Source organism: Janthinobacterium sp. GW823-FHT01H08 (assembly GCF_058797855.1).
This window is the reverse complement of sequence record NZ_CM179504.1, coordinates 3,272,216-3,289,311: the sequence shown is the minus strand read 5'-3', so window position 1 is coordinate 3,289,311 and position 17,096 is coordinate 3,272,216. Positions and strand designations below refer to the sequence as shown.

Here is a 17,096-nt window from a genome sequence, read left to right as displayed (position 1 = left end):
TGGAGAACATGCTGTGTCCAGGCATGCGAGGCAGGATTATAGTCGGCCTGCCTTCGTGGAAACAATGTCCGTTGAACAATTCCAGTGATCAGCGGCTCAGGAGCTCAAACAGGTCTGCGCCTTGCTTGGCGCCCTCATTGCGCTGCATGTCGGCCAGCGAACCCGGCGTAGGCGCGCCATCTCCGGGCGCGTGATTGAAATAGTTAAAATCGAGCTTGATTTTATCTTGCAGGCCGCTCGCGTAATTCTCAGGATACTGTGCCTGTTCCAGCTGCGGCAATGCATTGAAATGCGCCAGCGCCGACTTGAAGAAATTGGTCATCTTGCCGGTGGTATTGTATTCCTGCATGGCTTGCGCAACGACCTGGCTGCGCCACGCCTGCTCTTCATCATAGGCCTGCGTATAGGCGGCGCGCCGCTCGTTGACCGTAAATGTCCCGCTGTCGTCGTGCGTGATGGTGGCCAATTGCTCGCGCGACAAGCCCGCAAACGGATTGGGACCCTTGTTATCGATAAACGCGGTCGCGGCCGCGGCCGACCTGGCCGATGCCGCGTCATTCGGTTGCGGCAGCTGCTGTGCGGCGGCCGCCTTGTGTTCGGCGTCCAGCGGATACAGGATGCCGCTGATATTGTCATTGACCCATGCGCCCAGCGATCGATGATCGTAACCCTCGATAGCGGCGCTGGTCGCCGTCGCGGCCGTCGACAAACGCCCGGCCAGGGTCGAAATCACGACCTCGTCCGCGACGGCGCCGACGCCGGCTGGCGCCTGGGTTGTCTGGGCCTTGTCCGATGCTGCCTTGCCTGATGACACCTTGTTGCCTTCCGAGGCAGACAGTCCCCCGGGTTGGATTCCCGCCGTGCTGATATTGACCATTGTCCGCCCCTGGATCAGTAAATGTTACTATATAAGTAAATATTACTATAGCACAACAAATGTCAAACCTGAGCAAGGGAATGGAGCAGATTGATGCAGGAATACAGATTCAATATTTTCGGCACGCTGATCGCCATCCGGGGCAATCCGGGAGCATGGCGCGCATTCTATCTCGGTGCGGAAGGCAAGCGCCGCCCCGCCGATTTCATTATTCCGGACGATATTCAAGCAGATGCGCTATGCGAATACCTGGCCGATCTGTTCCATGAAGAAGCGACGCCACGCAATAACACGGCCAAGCAACTCACCGCTCCCGCATTCCGGGCCTAAGCTACTTCACCGCTACTTCACCGGCTCGAACGTCACCGTCAAGCCATTGCCCGTGGTCCTGATCTGCGTGGGCACGAATTGCACGCCCGCATAGCGCAATTCGTCGGGCTTGAACGTGTAGATCGGCGTTTCATGCATGAGCTGGTCGGCCACCAGGCTGGCCACCTTGGCGAACTGGCGCTGCTGCGCCTCGTCCATGCCGTCGATGCTCACCTTGTCCACGCTCGCTTCGCTCAGGTAGACGGCGTTGCGCTGCGCGTCGAGCACCAAACGGCCCGACATGGCCAGACTGCCGCGCCAGGTCTGGCGGATGAACGGCGGCATCACGCTGGCGTCCACGCTCAAGGCGACCCGTTCGCGCTCGGGCTGCAAGGACAGCTGCGGGCGGGTCAGCTTGACGTCCAGCACGGACAGTACCCGTTTATCGATGGGAAAGCGGCGCTCGAGGCCTTGCTGCATCTTGCTGAGCGACACATTCACGTCGCGCGGGCCGATCAGGGTGGAACACGAGGCCAGCACGCTGCAGGCAAAGGCGGCGATGGCGGCGGTTTTCAGCAAGGGACGGATGGTGCTCACGTTCATGGATAGTCTCGGTGGAAAGATGGCGTCATCTTACACATGCGCCTGCTTTCACGCAAAAACCGGCGCCCACCTTGCAGCGGGCGCCGGTTTTTCTCATGTTGGCACGCTTAGCGGACGAACAGGGCGATCAGTATGACGATGGGTAATGGAATGCCCAACAGCAGCAAGAGGATGGAACGCATGGCAGACTCCTTGATTTATCTAATAGGTAGGGGTTCAGATGGTGACGTGGCGCAACACACGCTCATGGTCGCGCTGGCGGCCGCCGAACGTTGCCGCCAGGCTAGCCACGAAAGCGCCCAGCAGCAAGGCGACGAACATCCACAGTGCCGTGTGGGCGCCGGCCTTGCGGGCCGTTTCCGCCGCTTGCTGGGCGGCAGCCTTCGCATCGGCGGCAGCTTTCACGGCACGCGCATAGACGGCGTCGACGCGCGCTTCCGCTTCAGCCTGCGTCACGCCCGTGCGGCTGGCCACGACCTGGCCCAGGTAGGCGCGGTCATCGGCGGCCAGGCTGCCCGTGGACAGGCTGGTGGCGAAGATCTTGCCGATTTCCATGCGCTGGTCGGCGACGGTCGCGCCCGGATTCGCCACCGCTGGCGTGCCGGTGGCAGCTGGCGCTGGCGCCGCGCGCAGCAGCATGTCCGAGAAATAATCGAGCGGATTGGCGCCGCCGCCCTCGCCTTGCCTGGCGCTGGCGGCACCTGCAGCACCTGCGCCCGCCCCTACGGCCGGGCCAACTGCCGCCGCCACGCCGCTGCCCGCATCGATGGCGCCGCTCAGCACGGCGCGCGTGCCGCCGGCCAGCACGGCCACGGTGATCAGGGTAGCCACGGCCCAGGCCAGCAAGCCGTGCGCCGTATCGCGGAAATGCACTTCATCCGTATGAATGGCGCTCCATTTCACGCGCAGACGGCCCGCCATGTAGCCGCCGATGCCGGAGGCGGCCAGTTGCATGAAGGCCAGCCAGGCGATGGTCGACACGCCGATGGCCGTGGCGTTGAACGACCACGGCGATACGGACGACAGGCCCAGGCCCACGCCGAGGATCAGCAGGATGAAGGACAAGGCGGCCGCCGCGGCGGCGCCCGCCAGCACGGCGCCCCAGGACACGCCCGGATTGTTCAGGTCCGATACGGACAATTGTGTAGCTTGCATGAAATACTCCCTTGGTTGTTGATTTTTTATGCCGTTCAGGCGGCGACGCCCGTCAGCTGTTCCTTGCGCGCGGCCATTTCCTTGCCCAGCGCGTCGAGGTCGACGGCCGTATCGCGTACCTTGGGAAACATGTCGCCCTCTTCTTCCTGGACGTGGTGTTCGATCTGCTCGGACAGGACCTTGACCTTGGCGTCGTACAGGTCGTCGGCGGGGTCCATCGCGGTAATTTGCGCGATGAGTTCCTTGGCGCTGGCGTGCTCGACGAGGGCTTCATCCATCAGGTCGCCATCGTGGATGGGACGACGCACGGCCGGGTAGAAGATTTCTTCTTCCAGCTGCGTGTGCACGGTCAATTCCTGGCAGATCTGGTCGGCCAGCTTTTTCTTGGTGGCAAATGAGCGGTCGCTCAAGCCTTCATACTGGGCAAACAGGGCTTTGACGGCCTTGTGGTCCTGCATTAATAAACTGATCGCATTCATGACGCCTCCTCGTTGTTGATGAGGCTAGGATGCGCCACGGCGGCGCCTGCGTATGTGCGACGCCTTACACAATCTTGATATTTGATACACATCAGTGCACGGACACTATTTGATGCCGTGGTGGTTCATCAGGTCGTACAGCGTGGGCCGGCTGACACCCAGCAGTTCGGCCGCCTTGGCGATATTGCCGTCGGCCCGCGCCAGCGCGCGCACCATGACCTTGTATTCGGCTCCGTCGCGTGCCTGGCGCAGGTTCAGCGATTCGTCCTGAGGCGCCGCCTGGGCGCTGGCGGGCAAGCCCAGATCGTCGGCGGCGATCTGCGGCCCGTCGCTCATGATGACGGCCCGCTTGATGCAGTTTTCCACTTCGCGCACGTTGCCGGGCCAGCCATAGCTTTCGATCAGCTGCAGCGCGCCGGCGCTGAAATGCAGGTTGCCGCGGCCTTCGCTGGCGCAGAATTTGTTCTTGAAATGATGGGCCAGCAAGGCCGCATCGCCAGCCCGCTCGCGCAGCGGCGGAATGCGCAGCACGATTTCGCTAAGGCGGTAAAACAGGTCTTCGCGGAAACGGCCCTGTTCCGCCAGCACCTTTAAATCCTGGTGCGTGGCGCAGACGATGCGCACGTCGACGGCGATCTCGGCCCGTCCGCCCACCCGTTCGATGATTCGCTCCTGCAGGAAACGCAGCAGTTTCGCCTGCAGCGCCATCGGCATGTCGCCGATTTCATCGAGAAAGAAAGTGCCGCCGTGGGCCAGCTCGATCTTGCCCAGCGTTTGCCGCGCCGCACCCGTAAACGCCCCCCGCTCATAGCCGAACAGCTCGCTTTCCAGCAAGTTTTCCGGGATGGCCGCGCAATTGATGGCGACAAAACGCTGGGCATGGCGGCTCGACAGCGCATGCAAGCCCCGCGCGATCAGTTCCTTGCCGCTGCCCGAGTCGCCCAGCAGCATCACGCTGGCCGACGAGGGCGCCACTTTTTCCACGCTGCGGCACAGTTTGAGCATGCCGGGATCGCGGCTGACGATGCCCGCCAAGGGGGAATCGGCCTGCGTCTGCAGCATGCGGCGGTTTTCCTGCTGCATCGCGTGCAGGTAAAACGCGCGGGCGATGACGAGGCCCAGCATGTCGGCCTCGAACGGTTTCTGGTGGAAATCGTAGGCGCCCAGCGCGATGGCTTTCAAGGCATGCGCGCGTTCCTGGTTGCCCGACAAAATGATGACTTTCGTGTCTGGCGCCAGCGCGAGGATTTGCTGCAGCGTAGCCAGGCCTTCCGTGGCGCCGTCCGGGTCGGGCGGCAAGCCCAGGTCCATCGTCACGACAGCCGGCTGGTGGCGCCGCACCAGCGCCAGCGCCGCCTCGCGCTCGCCCGCCAGCAAGACCTCATAACCGTCGAAACTCCAGTGCAGCTGCTTTTGCAAGCCGGGATCGTCTTCGATGACTAGCAACTTTTGCTTGGCCATGCGTATCAGCTCCTGTCAGTGAATAGGGCAACGGAAGTCTGGGGTCAGCGCCGACGGCTCTGCCCCCAAAGGCGCATGCAGCGGCAGGATCACGCGAAACGTCGTGCCCACCTGCGGTTCGCTGCGCACTTCCAGGCTGCCGCCCACTTCGCGCAGGTATTCGCGGCTTTCGAACACGCCGATGCCCATGCCCGCCGTCTTGGTCGTGTCGAACGGCTTGAACAAGCGTTCGCGGATGAACTGTTCGCTCATGCCCTGCCCCGTATCGTCGAGCTCGACGACTGCCGTATGCTCTTCGCGCCGCAGCCGCACGTCCACCTTGCCATCGCTGGCCGTGGCCTCGATGGCGTTCTGGATCAAGTGGCCCAGCACCCGTTCCAGCCGCGCGCGGTTGGCCAGCACCGTCAGTTCGCCATCGACGATTTCCAGCCGGGGCGCCGGCGCCAGGCTCGCCTTGGCGGCCACGGCCTGGCGCAGCAAGCCGTCGAGCAGCAGCGGCGCGGGCGCTTCCGGCGCTTCGCCGCGCGCCAGTTTCTGCAGCAGGGTCTTCATTTTCTGCACGGAATGGTCCAAGGTGCCCAGCATGTCTTCCTGAAAGGCGGGATTGGCACGGTGCTTTTCCGCATTGCTCAGTAACAGGGACAACTGGAACACGAGGTTCTTGAGGTCGTGCACGATGAAAGTCGACATGCGGTTGAACGACTCGAACTGGCGCGCCACCGTCAGCGTATCGAGCGATTCGCGGTGCGCCAGATAGCTGGCGGCCTGGCTGCCGGCAATTTTCAGCACGTCGAGGATTTCCCAGTTCAAGCCGATGTGCGTGCGTGGCCGCGCCAGCGCGACAAAGGCGAACAGCTGGCCATGCAGCATCAGGGGCACCAGCAGCCACACGTCGGGCAGCGCCAGCAGCGCGGGCGGCAACAGCAAGCCGCCGTACTGGCGCGGGTTGTGCTCGCAGTCGGGCACGTCGATCACCCATTGCCGCGCCTCCAGAAACTGGCACAGGCTGCCGGACGCCGGCTCGCTCCACGTGCTCGGCGGCCAGTTCCAGCTGGCCGCCGGGGCAAACAGGCCAGGTTCGCGCAGTATCCACAGCGCGCCTGCGCGGCTTTCCACCAGTTTCGCCATGGCCTGTATCGTGCGCTCGCCCAGGGCCGGCCCGTCTTCCGACAAGGCCCGCGTAAACCGCAGCCATTCCTCGCGGTAGTCGAAGATGGCATTGTAAAAATGTTTATTGATAGTCACCTTGAGCTTGGCGCGCAGGCTGCCCGAAAACAGCACGCCCGCCAGCAGCAGGGCCGCGCCGCCCAGGTAAGCCATCTGCATCAAGGAACCCCAGGTGCCGCCGAAATAGCGCAAATAATAGGCGCTGGCCGCCATGGCCAGCAGATAAATGGCCGAGCCCAGCAAGGCAGCCGAGCGGTACAGCATCTGGCGCGAGACGGACAAGCCCAGCGCCCAGCCCGGATTGCGCGCCGCCGAGACGGCCAGCAGCGGCGCGCACAGGGCGTCGACGATGCCGCGCGCGGCCCAGATGTCATCGTTGACCGCGCGAAACAGCAAGGCGTCGCTGTACAGATAGAAATCGTAGGCAAACAGCCCGCCCACGCCCAGGCACGCAAACTTGATGCCCCAGCGTTTCAAGGGCGGCGTGTTGCGGTACCACTGTTCCACCAGCAACATGCCCAGCACGGCCAGCAGCAAACGGCAGACACTGGCGATGATGCGCGCCGGCAAAGGCAGCGCCAGCCAGGAGGAAGCCATGGAGAGCAGCCAGGGCGCCAGCGCCGTGAGAACGATGCCGGCCAGCACGAGGCGCAGGCGGGGCCGCGACGGTTCGATCAGCAGCAGCAAAAACACCAGCCAGGCCAGGGTGCGCAGCAATTCGAGCGCGTCGCCGGCCAGCGCGATGCGCTGCCCCAGCAGCACCAGCACCACCGTGCCCGTGGCCCAGACTCCCGTCGCCAGGCACGCGACCAGCAAGGCGCGCACGTTCTGCCGCGCGCGCCAATTGCTGATGAGCAGCAGCGCCAGCACGAAAAAGGCCAGCGATGCCAGACCATGGCTGAGCGCCGCCGCATCGGCCGCCGCCAGCCAGGCCGACTGCGCCCGCATCATCGGCTGCCCTTGCCAAACAGTACCACCTGCACCGTGTCGAGCAGGATCAGCAAGTCGAGGAACAGGCTATTGTTTTTCACATAATACAGGTCATATTGCAACTTCTTGACGGCATCATCGACGGAAGCGCCATACTGGTAGCGCACCTGCGCCAGACCCGTGATGCCCGGCTTGATGTTGTGACGAATGTTGTAGTACGGCACCTGCTCCTTCAATTGCTCGACAAAATACGCGCGCTCGGGACGGGGGCCCACGAAACTCATTTCGCCGCGAAACACATTGAGCATCTGCGGCAGTTCGTCGATGCGCAGCTTGCGGATCAGATTGCCCACGCGCGTGATGCGCGCATCGTTGGCCAGGGCCCAGATGGGCTTGCCGTCGCGCTCGGCATCGCAGCGCATGCTGCGAAATTTCAGTACCTTGAAAGGCTGGCCATCGCGCCCCACCCGCTCCTGCTGGTAAAACACGGGGCCGCCGTCTTCCAGGCGGATGCACAGGGCCGTCACCAGCATCACGGGCAGCGTGGCCAGGCAGATAACCGCGCTGGCCGCCAGATCGAACAGCCGTTTCGACGCGGCGCGGAAAAAACTCTGGTCGAAACCGCCGCCATAGATCAGATAGCTCGGTTGCAAGGAATCGATGCGGATCTGGCATGCTTCGCGCTCGAAAAACGTGGCCGCGTCGATCACCTTGACGCCGCCCAGCGCGCATTCCAGCAATTGCTTGGCAGGAAACGCGCCACTGCGCCGGTCACTGACGGATACGACGATTTCATGCGCGGCGTGGCGCTGCGCCGTGGCCAGCAGCGACGGTCCGGCCGGCAGCAAGGCCGAGGCCGGCACGCAGCATTGCTCCCCCGCCACATCGATGCAGCCGACCACCGTAAATTGATGGAAGCCGATCTTGCTGGCCGCCAAGTCCATGCATTCGCGCGCCAGTGCCCCGCCGCCCACCAGGATCAGCCGGCCTTCCATCAGCGCCGATTGCGAGGATTTGAATACCACCAGGCGCGCCAGCAGCACGCCAATGGCGCCCAGGCCGAAGATCATCGCACTGCCGCGCCCGAATTGCAGCGTCGGAATGAAGCGTATCAGGACGCTGAGCACGGCAAAACCCAGCGCGAACGAAGGCAGGATGCGCAATAAGGTGTTGCGTATGTCCTCGCGCGAGCGGTGCTGGTACATGCCCAGCGCACTCATGCTCAGGACGATGACCAGCGCAAAGATGGCGGACGACAGGTAAATATCGCCCACGCGCAGCACGCGGCTGCCGTCCGCCAGCCACAGCAAGGACGTCAGGGTGGCCGACAGCAGCAGGAGCAGGATTTCCAGCAACAGCAAGATAAACGCTGTTTTCGAGACATAATGGCTGAAGATGCGGATCATGGTTCCCCCTGCGGCAAAAAGCACCAGGCGGCGCGCAAGGCGGGCCGCTGCTGGTCTTGCCATGATGGCGAACTGTTCCAAGAAGACATTGATGCGCCACAAGCTACAGCCCCAGCGATCTTTCGCTGGCAGAATTTATCTCAATACATTACCGAATGAGGGGAAATGGCATATAGTATGCTTCCCCTAAAAGAAGATAAATGTCATGAAATTTGATGTAGCGATTGTCGGCAGTGGCCTGGCGGGTTTATCGGTTGCACTGCATTTAGCTGAGACGCGCACTGTCGCGATCATTTCCAAACGCGCGCTGCTCGATGGCGCCAGCAACTGGGCGCAGGGCGGCATCGCGGCCGTGCTGGACTCCGGCGACAGCCACCAGCAGCACATCGAAGACACCCTGATCGCCGGCGGCGGCTTGTGCGACGAGAGCGCCACGCGCTACATCGTCGAGCACGGCCGCGAAGCGATCGAATGGCTGATCGAGCAAGGCGTGCCGTTCACGCGCGACGCCTCGGCCGAGCTGGGTTTCCACCTGACCCGCGAAGGCGGCCACAGCCAGCGCCGCATCATCCACGCGGCCGACGCCACCGGCCACGCCGTGCAAGTGACGCTGGAAGAAAAGGTGCGCGCCCACCCGAACATCAGCCTGTTCGAACACCATTGCGCGATCGACCTGATCACCTCCGACAAGCTGGGCATGAAGCCCACGCAGCGCAATGCGCAACCGCATTGCCACGGCCTGTACGTGCAGGATGAGCAAACGGGCAAGGTGCACACGTTTGCCGCCGAGCACACCGTGCTGGCCACGGGCGGCGCCGGCAAGGTGTATTTATATACCACCAACCCCGACACGGCCAGCGGCGACGGCATCGCCATGGCCTGGCGCGCCGGCTGCCGCGTCTCGAACATGGAGTTCATCCAGTTCCACCCGACCTGTTTGTACCACCCATATGCGAAATCGTTCCTGATCACCGAAGCCATCCGCGGCGAAGGCGGCTTGCTGAAACTGCCGCCTGAAGCGGGCGCGGCTGCCGGCCAGCGCTTCATGCTGGCCCACGACGAGCGGGCCGAACTGGCGCCGCGCGACGTGGTGGCGCGCGCCATCGACTTCGAGATCAAGAAGCGGGGCCTCGACTACGTGCACCTCGATATCAGCCACAAACCGGCCGAATTCCTCATCGAACACTTCCCCACCATTTACGCGCGCTGCCTGGAACTGGGCATCGACATCACCAAGCAGCCGATTCCCATCGTGCCCGCCGCCCACTACACGTGCGGCGGCGTCGTGACGGACCTGTCCGGCCGCGCCGACTTGCCGGGCCTGTATGCGGTCGGCGAGACGGCCTGCACGGGCTTGCATGGCGCGAACCGCCTGGCCAGCAATTCCTTGCTGGAATGCATCGTCATCGGCCGCGCCTGCGCGCAGGATATCGAAAGCAAGGAAAAGCTGGGCACGCCCTACCTGCCCGACTGGGATGAAAGCCGCGTCACGGATGCGGACGAGGAAGTGGTAATTTCCCACAATTGGGACGAGCTGCGCCGCTTCATGTGGAATTACGTGGGCATCGTGCGCACGACCAAGCGTTTGGAGCGGGCCCAGCACCGCATTGCGCTCTTGAAGGAAGAAATCGACGAGTACTACCGCAACTTCCGCATCACGCACGATTTACTGGAATTGCGCAACCTCGTCGACGTGGCCTCGATGATCGTCAACAGCGCCCTGTCCCGCCGCGAAAGCCGTGGCCTGCACTTCAGCCGCGATTATCCGGAAACCTTGCCGAAGGCCATCGCCAGCGTGCTGACGCCGCCGCACCGCTAAGCCACCAGGCCCTTCCATCATGGAACCCATGCAAGGTCCGGGGTCGTACCCTGAGGGTACGACCCCAGTCTGCGACTTGGGGGAACGCCATTTGCTGGAGGCGGCCCCGCCGCAGGCATCGCGCAATCACCGAAACTGAATGCAAATGTTGAATAAGAGACTTTTTGATGCCATTGCATCCGCGGTGGACCTGGATGACCCTGCAGAACAATCTTCAGCGCAGCGCTTCATGATTGAGGCTATCGGCAGAGTGACTGCCCAATTGCCAGCGGTTGCCAGGTCAGCGGCAGCGGTGGCGAATCGATACATCACCGGTGCGGCGACGGCTGAGGAAGTCATCGCCGAGCGTGTACGTCTCTGGCGAGCAATTGAAGGACGAGACCAATCGGACGAGCCGGACGTTTTGAAAATAAGAACGGCCATATGCGTCTTGCATCCTATGGATAGTGGCGCTACTGCCGAGACATTGGAGTATTTTTTTGAATTTTGGCGGCAAGCAGGCTTGGCGCAAGCTGAGCTTGAGGCCGCTGCTCGGAACAGGTATGGAATTTGAGGTGGCTTCAAGCGGCCAGAAGCAGTCGTTCATCTCATGGGACGACAATGTCGCTAGTTGGATGGTGGTGGCGCTATTCATTTCGCGCAACATTGCGGCCTGGCTCCACGCTGTGCCTACCAGTAGCGCCCTTGTGGCAGTGAACTGATCCATGGGTGTTATTGTTATCGGTCTTCTTGACCCCAAACATCCGCCCTCGGCCGAAAACCTGTCCTGGGCCAGTATCGATGACGCACTATGGCGTGTGTTTGGCGCCATTTTCGATGAGGTATTGAGTTCCAACCATGAAATATTGTCCAGCATAACAAGCGGAGAATTCATCACCCAGGAGGTGTATTCCTTTCAATTGCTAGGCGCCGAAGACTTTCTGATCGCCATCACCAGCCTGCGGGAATTCTTTGCTGATTTTACGCAGGAAGAAACTCCGCGTGATATCGCAGCCTGGGTTTGGAGAGCAGATATTGAACCGTTGCTGATCCCAGATTACCGCTATGCCCGTTTGATCGCAGGCCGATAAAGGACCTGACCGGCCCGCCGCCTAGTCTATGTGTATGCCATCTTCCGTATACGAAAATTTGGCCGACGCACCCATACACTCCCCCTGCGGCTCGTCCGCCACATAGCGGCATTCGCTTTCCAGGCTGCCATCTTCGTTCCAATGCCGCGTCCAGCCCTGGCGTTCGCCATCCACGTACTCGATCAGCTGGCGCGGCTTGCCATCCGCATACCAGGAACGCAATGCGCCCTCCTCGCGCCCGCCCGCGTTCCACAGCTTGTGCACGAGCAACACGCCGGCCCGGCTGAAGCGCTGTTCGCTGCGCAATACGTAGTGGCCGCTGTGCGTGCGCTTGCTGGCGACCTTGCCGTCCGGATAATATTCGACGCTGTCGCCGACAGGCTTGCCGTCAACGTAGTTGGCGGTGCGCTGCACCTTGCCATCCGGGAAATATCCGATGCTGGGGCCCGTCATGATGCCATTCACATACTGGCTGCGGCTTTCCACGGTGCCGTCGGGATAGAACAGCAGCAGCTCGCCGTCCGTCTCGCCCTTGACCCGCGTCAAGCGCGTGCGCAGCTTGCCGTTTTCATCGAACGTTTCCACCACACCATCGGCGCGGGCGCCGTTGCGGTAGGTGCGCGACTCGATCAGCTTGCCACTCTGGTGATAAGTCTGCTCTTCGCCTTCCTGCACGCCATTGCGCCAGCTGCCGCGCATGGAAACCTGGCCGTCCGGGTAATAGCGGGTCTGCACGCCTTCCTGCACGCCGCGCCCGTCCTGCTCCACCAGCATTTCCAGCTGACCATGCGGGTAATACATGCTGTAGTTGCCCACCAGCTTGCCGCGCAGGTAATCGGGGGCGTCGACCTGGCCCGTCAGCCGCTTCGGCTCGCCTTCGCGCACGTGATAGATATCGACTTGCCAGGTGCCCGGCGTCTTGCCGGGCGGCAGCGGAACGACCAGCGCATAGCGCGCATGTTCCTTCACTTCGCCGCGCGACAGATGGTGATTCAAATACAGGCGCGCCTTGCCGTCCGCACACGCTTGCGGCTCGCAGCCGCCCAGCTTGCTAACTTCGGGCATGGCGAGCGCTGCGCCGGGTGCCGGACACGATCTGATGCGCATCAGCAAGGGCGTCGCCTCGCGTATCAACGGCGCCAGCTGCTGCTTCATGGCCGCGTATTGCGCTGCGTCCAGGTGCACGGACAAGGCATCCATGTGCACCTGGCGCCCGCCGCAACCGTTGTCACTGGCCAGTGTCAGTACATCGCCGCCGCCCTTGCCGGCCTCGGCCTTGATCGCGCTGACCACTTGCCGCTGTTCGATCTCGGCGTGGACCAGCGCCGGCCACAGCAGCGTTGCAAGCAGCACATGCTTCACAAGGCGCGCCATGCCTGCTCCTTGCGCTGCAGTTCCGGCGCTGGCGGCGCCTCGCCGCAGCCGCCCTGGGCCTTGCCGGCCACATACTGGCACTCACTTTTCAGGCTGCCATCTTCGCGCCAGCTGCGGCTCCAGCCGTCGCGCCGGTCGTTCACATACTCGATGGCTTGCTCGGGCTTGCCGCTTTCGTACCACGAGCGCGACGTGCCCTGCTCGCGCCATTGCGCATCCCAGCGTCGTTCCAGCACCAGCACGCCCTGCGGACTGTAGCGCTGCAGGCTCAGCAGCCCGCCCTTGTCGCCGTACCGCTGGCGGCTTTGCACCTTGCCGTCGGGATAGAACTCCAGCGCTTCCCCGACCGGCAAATCGTCGACCTGCGTCATCCTGGCGTGCACGGCGCCATCGGGGTAGTAATTCGTCGTCACGCCATTGGACTTGCCGTCCTTCATTTCTGAACGGCTGGAGATTTTTCCATCCGGGAAGTATGTGAGCATCTCGCCTTCCATCTTGCCGCCGCGCAAAGTGTAGCTGGTACTGGGCTTGCCATTTTCATCGAAGGTTTGCACGGGCCCGTCCAGGCGCTGGCCGTCGCGGTAGCGGCTCGTCTCGCTCAGCTTGCCCGTCGCGTGATAGCGCTGGTGCTCGCCCTCGGGCATGCCATGGCGCCAGTTGCCGCGCAGCTCCAGCGTGCCGTCGGGATAGTACTTGCTGCCGATGCCGTGTTGCCGGCCTTGCCCATCCTGCGCCACCTGTTTCTCGACTTTGCCATTGGGGAAATACGTCACATAGCCGCCCACCAGCTCGCCGGAGGCATAATCGGCGCGGTTGACCTGGCCGGACAGGCGCAACTTGTGGTCGGCGACGCTATAAATATCGACCTTCCACGTGCCTGACAGCTTGCCTTTCGGCAAGGGCAACAGCAGCACGTTGGGCGCTTTTTCCTGCTCGATGGGGTAGAAACCTTCGTGCAGGTACAGCCGCGCCCGGCCATCGGCACAGGCGGCTGGCGTGCAGGCGGCGATCTGGCGCACGATGGGCACGCTTGCATCCTCGGGGCATTTTTTCAGGGTGACGCGCATGGGCGTCTTGCTGCGGATGTGCCGGGCCAGATCGGCTTTCAGCGCGTCGTACGGCGCCTCGTCCAGATTGACCGAGCGGGCATCCATGCGGATCTGCTTGCCGCCGCAGGCCGTCGTGCCCGCGATAGTGAACACGTCGCCGCCTTCGCTGTCGGGTTCGACGGCCATGCTTGTCAGCACCTGGCGCTGCACGATGTCCGCCTGCGCCAGACCCGGGGTCAGCAGGCAAGCGCCAAGCAGCGCACATAAGGTCTTGATTTTCATGGTATTCCTTTAATTTTCCGTCGTGGCGGCCACACCGGCCGGCGCGAAGCTGACCCGGCCGTTACGATAGCGCACCAGCACCACCACCTTGGCCTCCCGCAATTGACCGTGCTGCACGGCCGGCAAGTAGGTCCAGCGCTTCACGCTGTCGAGCAGCACCTTGTTGAGCATCGGCTCCATCGGCAACTCGGCCGCCGCATAGCTGAGAGTGCCGTCGGCCGCAATGGTCAGGGTCAGGCGGTTTTCACCCTTTGCATGCTGTTCGTCCAGCACGCCGTAAGTCACGGTCGTCATCGTCTCGCGCTGCACGCCGCCGACCTGGTCGCGCAAGGGCGGCATGGCCTTCAGTCTGGCCGCCAGCAGCGCGCCATCGGCCAGCGCCTTGTCCCAGCGCTTCTGGTAATCCCACCCCTGAACCAGGCGCAGCATCCTGGCGTTCAAGTCCATGCGCTGCATCGTGCGCACGACGCCATTGTCGGCCGGTTCGCCCGGTTCCGTCGGCACGGCGTTCTGCACGGCATAACGGTAGGCCGTCAGCTGCGCCAGCGCCACCATGTTGACGGCATCGCGCTCATCGCCGCCGCGCAGCAGCGCCGTCGCCGCGATGCCCAGCCAGGCCGTGCCATCGGTCGGGCGTGCCCACAAGGCTTGCTCGAAGTACTGGCGCGCCGCCTGCGGTTCGTTCAGGCTCAGGTGCATGCGCCCCATGGCCGCCGCCACCAGATGGTCGCGCGGGTTCGCTTGCAGCAAGTCAAGGTAGTTAGCCACCAGCGACGGCTCATAGCCGGGCACCCAGCCCAGGCCTTCCAGCAAGGACGCACGTAGCTGCGCCTGGACGGGGTCGCCGCCGTAGACAGACGAGTTTTGCTCTCCGGCACGGTACAACAGCTGCAAGCCCCGCGTGACGGCGTCATCGTCGCCCTTGCTCACCGCTTGCGACAGGCTGCGCACGGCCTTGCGCGCATCGGACGGCTGGAAACCGGCCGCCTTGCGGGGGCGCCAGCTGAATACTTCCAGGCTAGCCGCCTGCTCGGCTTGGGCCTGCATCGCGGCCTTGTCCTTCGCCTCGTCGGGCGACGAGGTCCAGGCCGTAAAGCCGATCACGAACAGCACGATCAGCAGCACCACGACGGCCCAGCCCTTGCCCGTCATGCCGCCACCCGTGTTGCCCGCCACGGGGATGAAGACCGGCGCCTGGCCCGGCGCCGTATGGTGCGCGCCGCGCTGCTGCGGCAACGATGGCTGTTGCAGTTGCATCTGCTGCGCCTGCACGGACGCTTGCGCGGCCGAGGCGATGACCTTGTCGCGCGCGCAGGCCGCGCAGCCCTGGCCCGCAAAATGCTGGTGTTCGGGATTCGCGGCGCAAACGACGAGCTTGCCGCCGCTGCGCTGCGCATAGCCGCGCAGCAATTGCGCCCAGTCGGCCGCCGATGGCCGCTGGGAGTTTGGCGACTGGGAAAACGCGCGGTCGAACATGGCGCGCAATTCGGGCGGCATCAGCGCGTGGCCGCTGGTGGCGTTGGGCGCCATGTTCTTGTGGCGCTTCACGCCATACGCGTAATAACCGTCGCGGATGCGCCCGGGAATGTCGGTGGGTGCCTGCGCATTGCCGGGCCGCCCGCTGTACGGGTGGATGCCGAAGTTCAACAACTGAAAGATGACGACGGCCAGGGCGAAACGGTCCTGTGCCATTTCCGTGCCCGCAGGCATGCCCTTGCGCTGGAATTCCGGCGCCAGGTAGTCGGCCGTGAATTGCTCGGCAGGAAAACGCTCCGCATGACCCTGGATGCTGAAACCGTCGCAATCGAGCATGGCGATGTACAGCGAATCGCGGTAAAAGCGCAGGTTCACGGGTTTCAGGTCGACCACGTAATGCTGCTGCTGGTGCAGCGCGTCGAGGACGGCGGCCAGGTTGGCGGCCAGGGTCAGCTTGGGACCGAGTCCCGTGGGCAAGCCGGCCGCGCGTGCTTGCCGCTCCTGCATGATCTGTTCCAGTTCCGCCGTCTGCGCCATGTCAAGCAGGGGCATGACGAAACCGGCGAAGCCGCCCTGGCCGTCGAACACGGCCGCTTGCGGCCAGGCGATCTGCACGTAGCGCTTGCCGTTTTCCAATTGGTCGGGCAATTCGGGCGACAGTTCCAGCATCGCTTCGAGCTTGCGCCGGTTGGCGGCCCGGTCCAGGTGCGGGTGGTACAGCTTGGCAACCTGCGCGGGCGCGCCGGGCAACAGGTACACGCTGCCCGCGCCGCCGCTTTTAATCAGTTTGCCCAGCACCAGGCTGCGGACTTTATCGAGCCATATCTTGCCGCCCGGACTCAGACCGGGCGTGACTCCCTGCTTCCGGCTCATGCGCGCAAGGCCAGCAACAGGGTCTTGTCGTCACCCGTGATCTGGTGCGTGCGCGGGTCGGCCAGGGTGGACGCCAGCGCCGTATTGCCCAGCTCGCTGCTCTCGACCGTGCGCAGATAGCCTTGCACGGCATCCATGAACGGCGCGTACAGCGCTGCATTGTTCTTGCTCATGGCAAAGGGCATGCAGCCATCCGACATCAGCACGACGCCGCGCACGGCTTGCGGAATCGCCAGCAGGCGCAGCTGTTCGCGCCAGCGCTCGCCGCTGATGAAATATGTTTCGTTGGCGTATTCACCGTTGGCGGGCAGCGAGATCAGCTCGCCGCCGTCCATCAACTGCGCCACGCCCAGGCCATCGCCCAGGTGGAAGAAGAAGCCGGCCTCTTGCCCCATGACCACGCCCACCACCGTGCTGGCGTAGTCGTCCAGGGTGGCGTTGGCCGCGCGGGCGATGTCGTCGAGCGCGGCGCGGATCTGCGCCAGGGTCGCCGCCAGCGCGCCGTCCTGTAAATCCTGCACGGTGGCGCCCTGCTCCAGCCGGCCAGCCAGCGCCTGCACGGTTTGCGCTGCGACAAACTGCGCGCCCTGCTCGCTGAGGCGGGCCGAGCCGGCGCCATCGCAGACGATGGCCACCAAAACGTCGTTCACGACGGCGTGCGCGTGCGCGTCCTGGCAAGCGATGTCTTTATCCAGATGCGCCTTGCCCGTGACGGACGCGCCAAACACGCGCCACTGCTGCTTTGCTATTGCCATGGATCAGCGGG

Annotated in this window: 16 protein-coding genes; 5 read left to right on the top strand and 11 right to left on the bottom strand. The window is 63.5% G+C overall.

Annotation, left to right across the window (positions count from 1 at the left end):
• Positions 1 to 88: 88 nt before the first annotated feature.
• Positions 89 to 814, bottom strand: a complete 726-nt coding sequence (locus tag AC3RCG_RS14620) for a hypothetical protein (protein WP_492401508.1) — start codon at positions 812 to 814, stop codon at positions 89 to 91.
• 156 nt (positions 815 to 970) lie between these two features.
• Here AC3RCG_RS14620 and AC3RCG_RS14615 point away from each other — a divergent pair, with 156 nt between their 5' ends.
• Positions 971 to 1,207 (top strand): DUF7661 family protein, encoded by a 237-nt coding sequence (locus AC3RCG_RS14615; RefSeq protein WP_070218704.1) that lies wholly within the window; start codon positions 971 to 973, stop codon positions 1,205 to 1,207.
• 12 nt (positions 1,208 to 1,219) lie between these two features.
• Here the strand turns inward: AC3RCG_RS14615 and AC3RCG_RS14610 are convergent, their stop codons facing one another.
• The 6 genes from AC3RCG_RS14610 to AC3RCG_RS14585 all read right to left on the bottom strand — a co-directional run bounded on the left by AC3RCG_RS14610 (position 1,220) and on the right by AC3RCG_RS14585 (position 8,387).
• A complete protein-coding gene (locus AC3RCG_RS14610; protein WP_070288282.1) occupies positions 1,220 to 1,789 on the bottom strand; it encodes a DUF1439 domain-containing protein in 570 nt (189 codons plus the stop codon).
• A 216-nt stretch (positions 1,790 to 2,005) separates the two neighbouring features.
• A complete protein-coding gene (locus AC3RCG_RS14605) occupies positions 2,006 to 2,944 on the bottom strand; it encodes a hypothetical protein (protein WP_492401510.1) in 939 nt (312 codons plus the stop codon).
• 35 nt (positions 2,945 to 2,979) lie between these two features.
• Positions 2,980 to 3,423 (bottom strand): hemerythrin domain-containing protein, encoded by a 444-nt coding sequence (locus tag AC3RCG_RS14600; protein ID WP_070218701.1) that lies wholly within the window; start codon positions 3,421 to 3,423, stop codon positions 2,980 to 2,982.
• A gap of 105 nt (positions 3,424 to 3,528) precedes the next feature.
• The gene (prsR, locus tag AC3RCG_RS14595; RefSeq protein WP_070288277.1) at positions 3,529 to 4,884 is read right to left on the bottom strand and encodes a PEP-CTERM-box response regulator transcription factor; all 1,356 of its coding nucleotides are present in this window, start codon (positions 4,882 to 4,884) and stop codon (positions 3,529 to 3,531) included.
• Between the two features lie 15 nt (positions 4,885 to 4,899).
• Positions 4,900 to 7,002 (bottom strand): XrtA/PEP-CTERM system histidine kinase PrsK, encoded by a 2,103-nt coding sequence (gene prsK, locus AC3RCG_RS14590; protein ID WP_492401511.1) that lies wholly within the window; start codon positions 7,000 to 7,002, stop codon positions 4,900 to 4,902.
• Complete coding sequence (locus AC3RCG_RS14585; RefSeq protein WP_492401512.1) at positions 6,999 to 8,387, bottom strand: TIGR03013 family XrtA/PEP-CTERM system glycosyltransferase; 1,389 nt, start codon at positions 8,385 to 8,387, stop codon at positions 6,999 to 7,001. Before AC3RCG_RS14585 ends, prsK begins: the two co-directional genes overlap by 4 nt.
• Here AC3RCG_RS14585 and AC3RCG_RS14580 point away from each other — a divergent pair.
• The 4 genes from AC3RCG_RS14580 (at position 8,367) to AC3RCG_RS14565 (ending at position 11,276) form a co-directional block, all read left to right on the top strand.
• Complete coding sequence (locus tag AC3RCG_RS14580) at positions 8,367 to 8,546, top strand: hypothetical protein (protein ID WP_492490361.1); 180 nt, start codon at positions 8,367 to 8,369, stop codon at positions 8,544 to 8,546. The genes AC3RCG_RS14585 and AC3RCG_RS14580 overlap by 21 nt on opposite strands.
• Before the next feature lie 46 nt (positions 8,547 to 8,592).
• Positions 8,593 to 10,206: an L-aspartate oxidase gene (nadB, locus tag AC3RCG_RS14575; RefSeq protein WP_070218697.1), complete on the top strand. Its 1,614-nt coding sequence runs from the start codon at positions 8,593 to 8,595 to the stop codon at positions 10,204 to 10,206.
• Between the two features lie 139 nt (positions 10,207 to 10,345).
• Positions 10,346 to 10,759, top strand: a complete 414-nt coding sequence (locus tag AC3RCG_RS14570) for a hypothetical protein (protein ID WP_099408361.1) — start codon at positions 10,346 to 10,348, stop codon at positions 10,757 to 10,759.
• 151 nt (positions 10,760 to 10,910) lie between these two features.
• Positions 10,911 to 11,276 carry a hypothetical protein gene (locus AC3RCG_RS14565; protein WP_070218695.1) on the top strand — a complete coding sequence of 122 codons (366 nt, stop codon included), beginning with the start codon at positions 10,911 to 10,913 and terminating at the stop codon, positions 11,274 to 11,276.
• A gap of 21 nt (positions 11,277 to 11,297) precedes the next feature.
• Here the strand turns inward: AC3RCG_RS14565 and AC3RCG_RS14560 are convergent, their stop codons facing one another.
• From AC3RCG_RS14560 to AC3RCG_RS14545, 4 genes are read right to left on the bottom strand one after another with little or no spacing between them, the layout of a single operon-like run.
• Positions 11,298 to 12,650, bottom strand: coding sequence for a toxin-antitoxin system YwqK family antitoxin (locus AC3RCG_RS14560; RefSeq protein ID WP_492401514.1), 1,353 nt, complete (start codon positions 12,648 to 12,650; stop codon positions 11,298 to 11,300).
• Positions 12,635 to 13,981, bottom strand: coding sequence for a toxin-antitoxin system YwqK family antitoxin (locus AC3RCG_RS14555; protein ID WP_492401516.1), 1,347 nt, complete (start codon positions 13,979 to 13,981; stop codon positions 12,635 to 12,637). Before AC3RCG_RS14555 ends, AC3RCG_RS14560 begins: the two co-directional genes overlap by 16 nt.
• Positions 13,982 to 13,990: 9 nt before the next feature.
• A complete protein-coding gene (locus AC3RCG_RS14550) occupies positions 13,991 to 16,330 on the bottom strand; it encodes a hypothetical protein (protein ID WP_492401518.1) in 2,340 nt (779 codons plus the stop codon).
• On the bottom strand, positions 16,327 to 17,085 hold the full coding sequence (locus AC3RCG_RS14545; RefSeq protein WP_492401519.1) for a PP2C family serine/threonine-protein phosphatase: 759 nt from the start codon (positions 17,083 to 17,085) through the stop codon (positions 16,327 to 16,329). The genes AC3RCG_RS14550 and AC3RCG_RS14545 overlap by 4 nt, the downstream gene beginning before the upstream one ends.
• Positions 17,086 to 17,096: the final 11 nt, after the last annotated feature.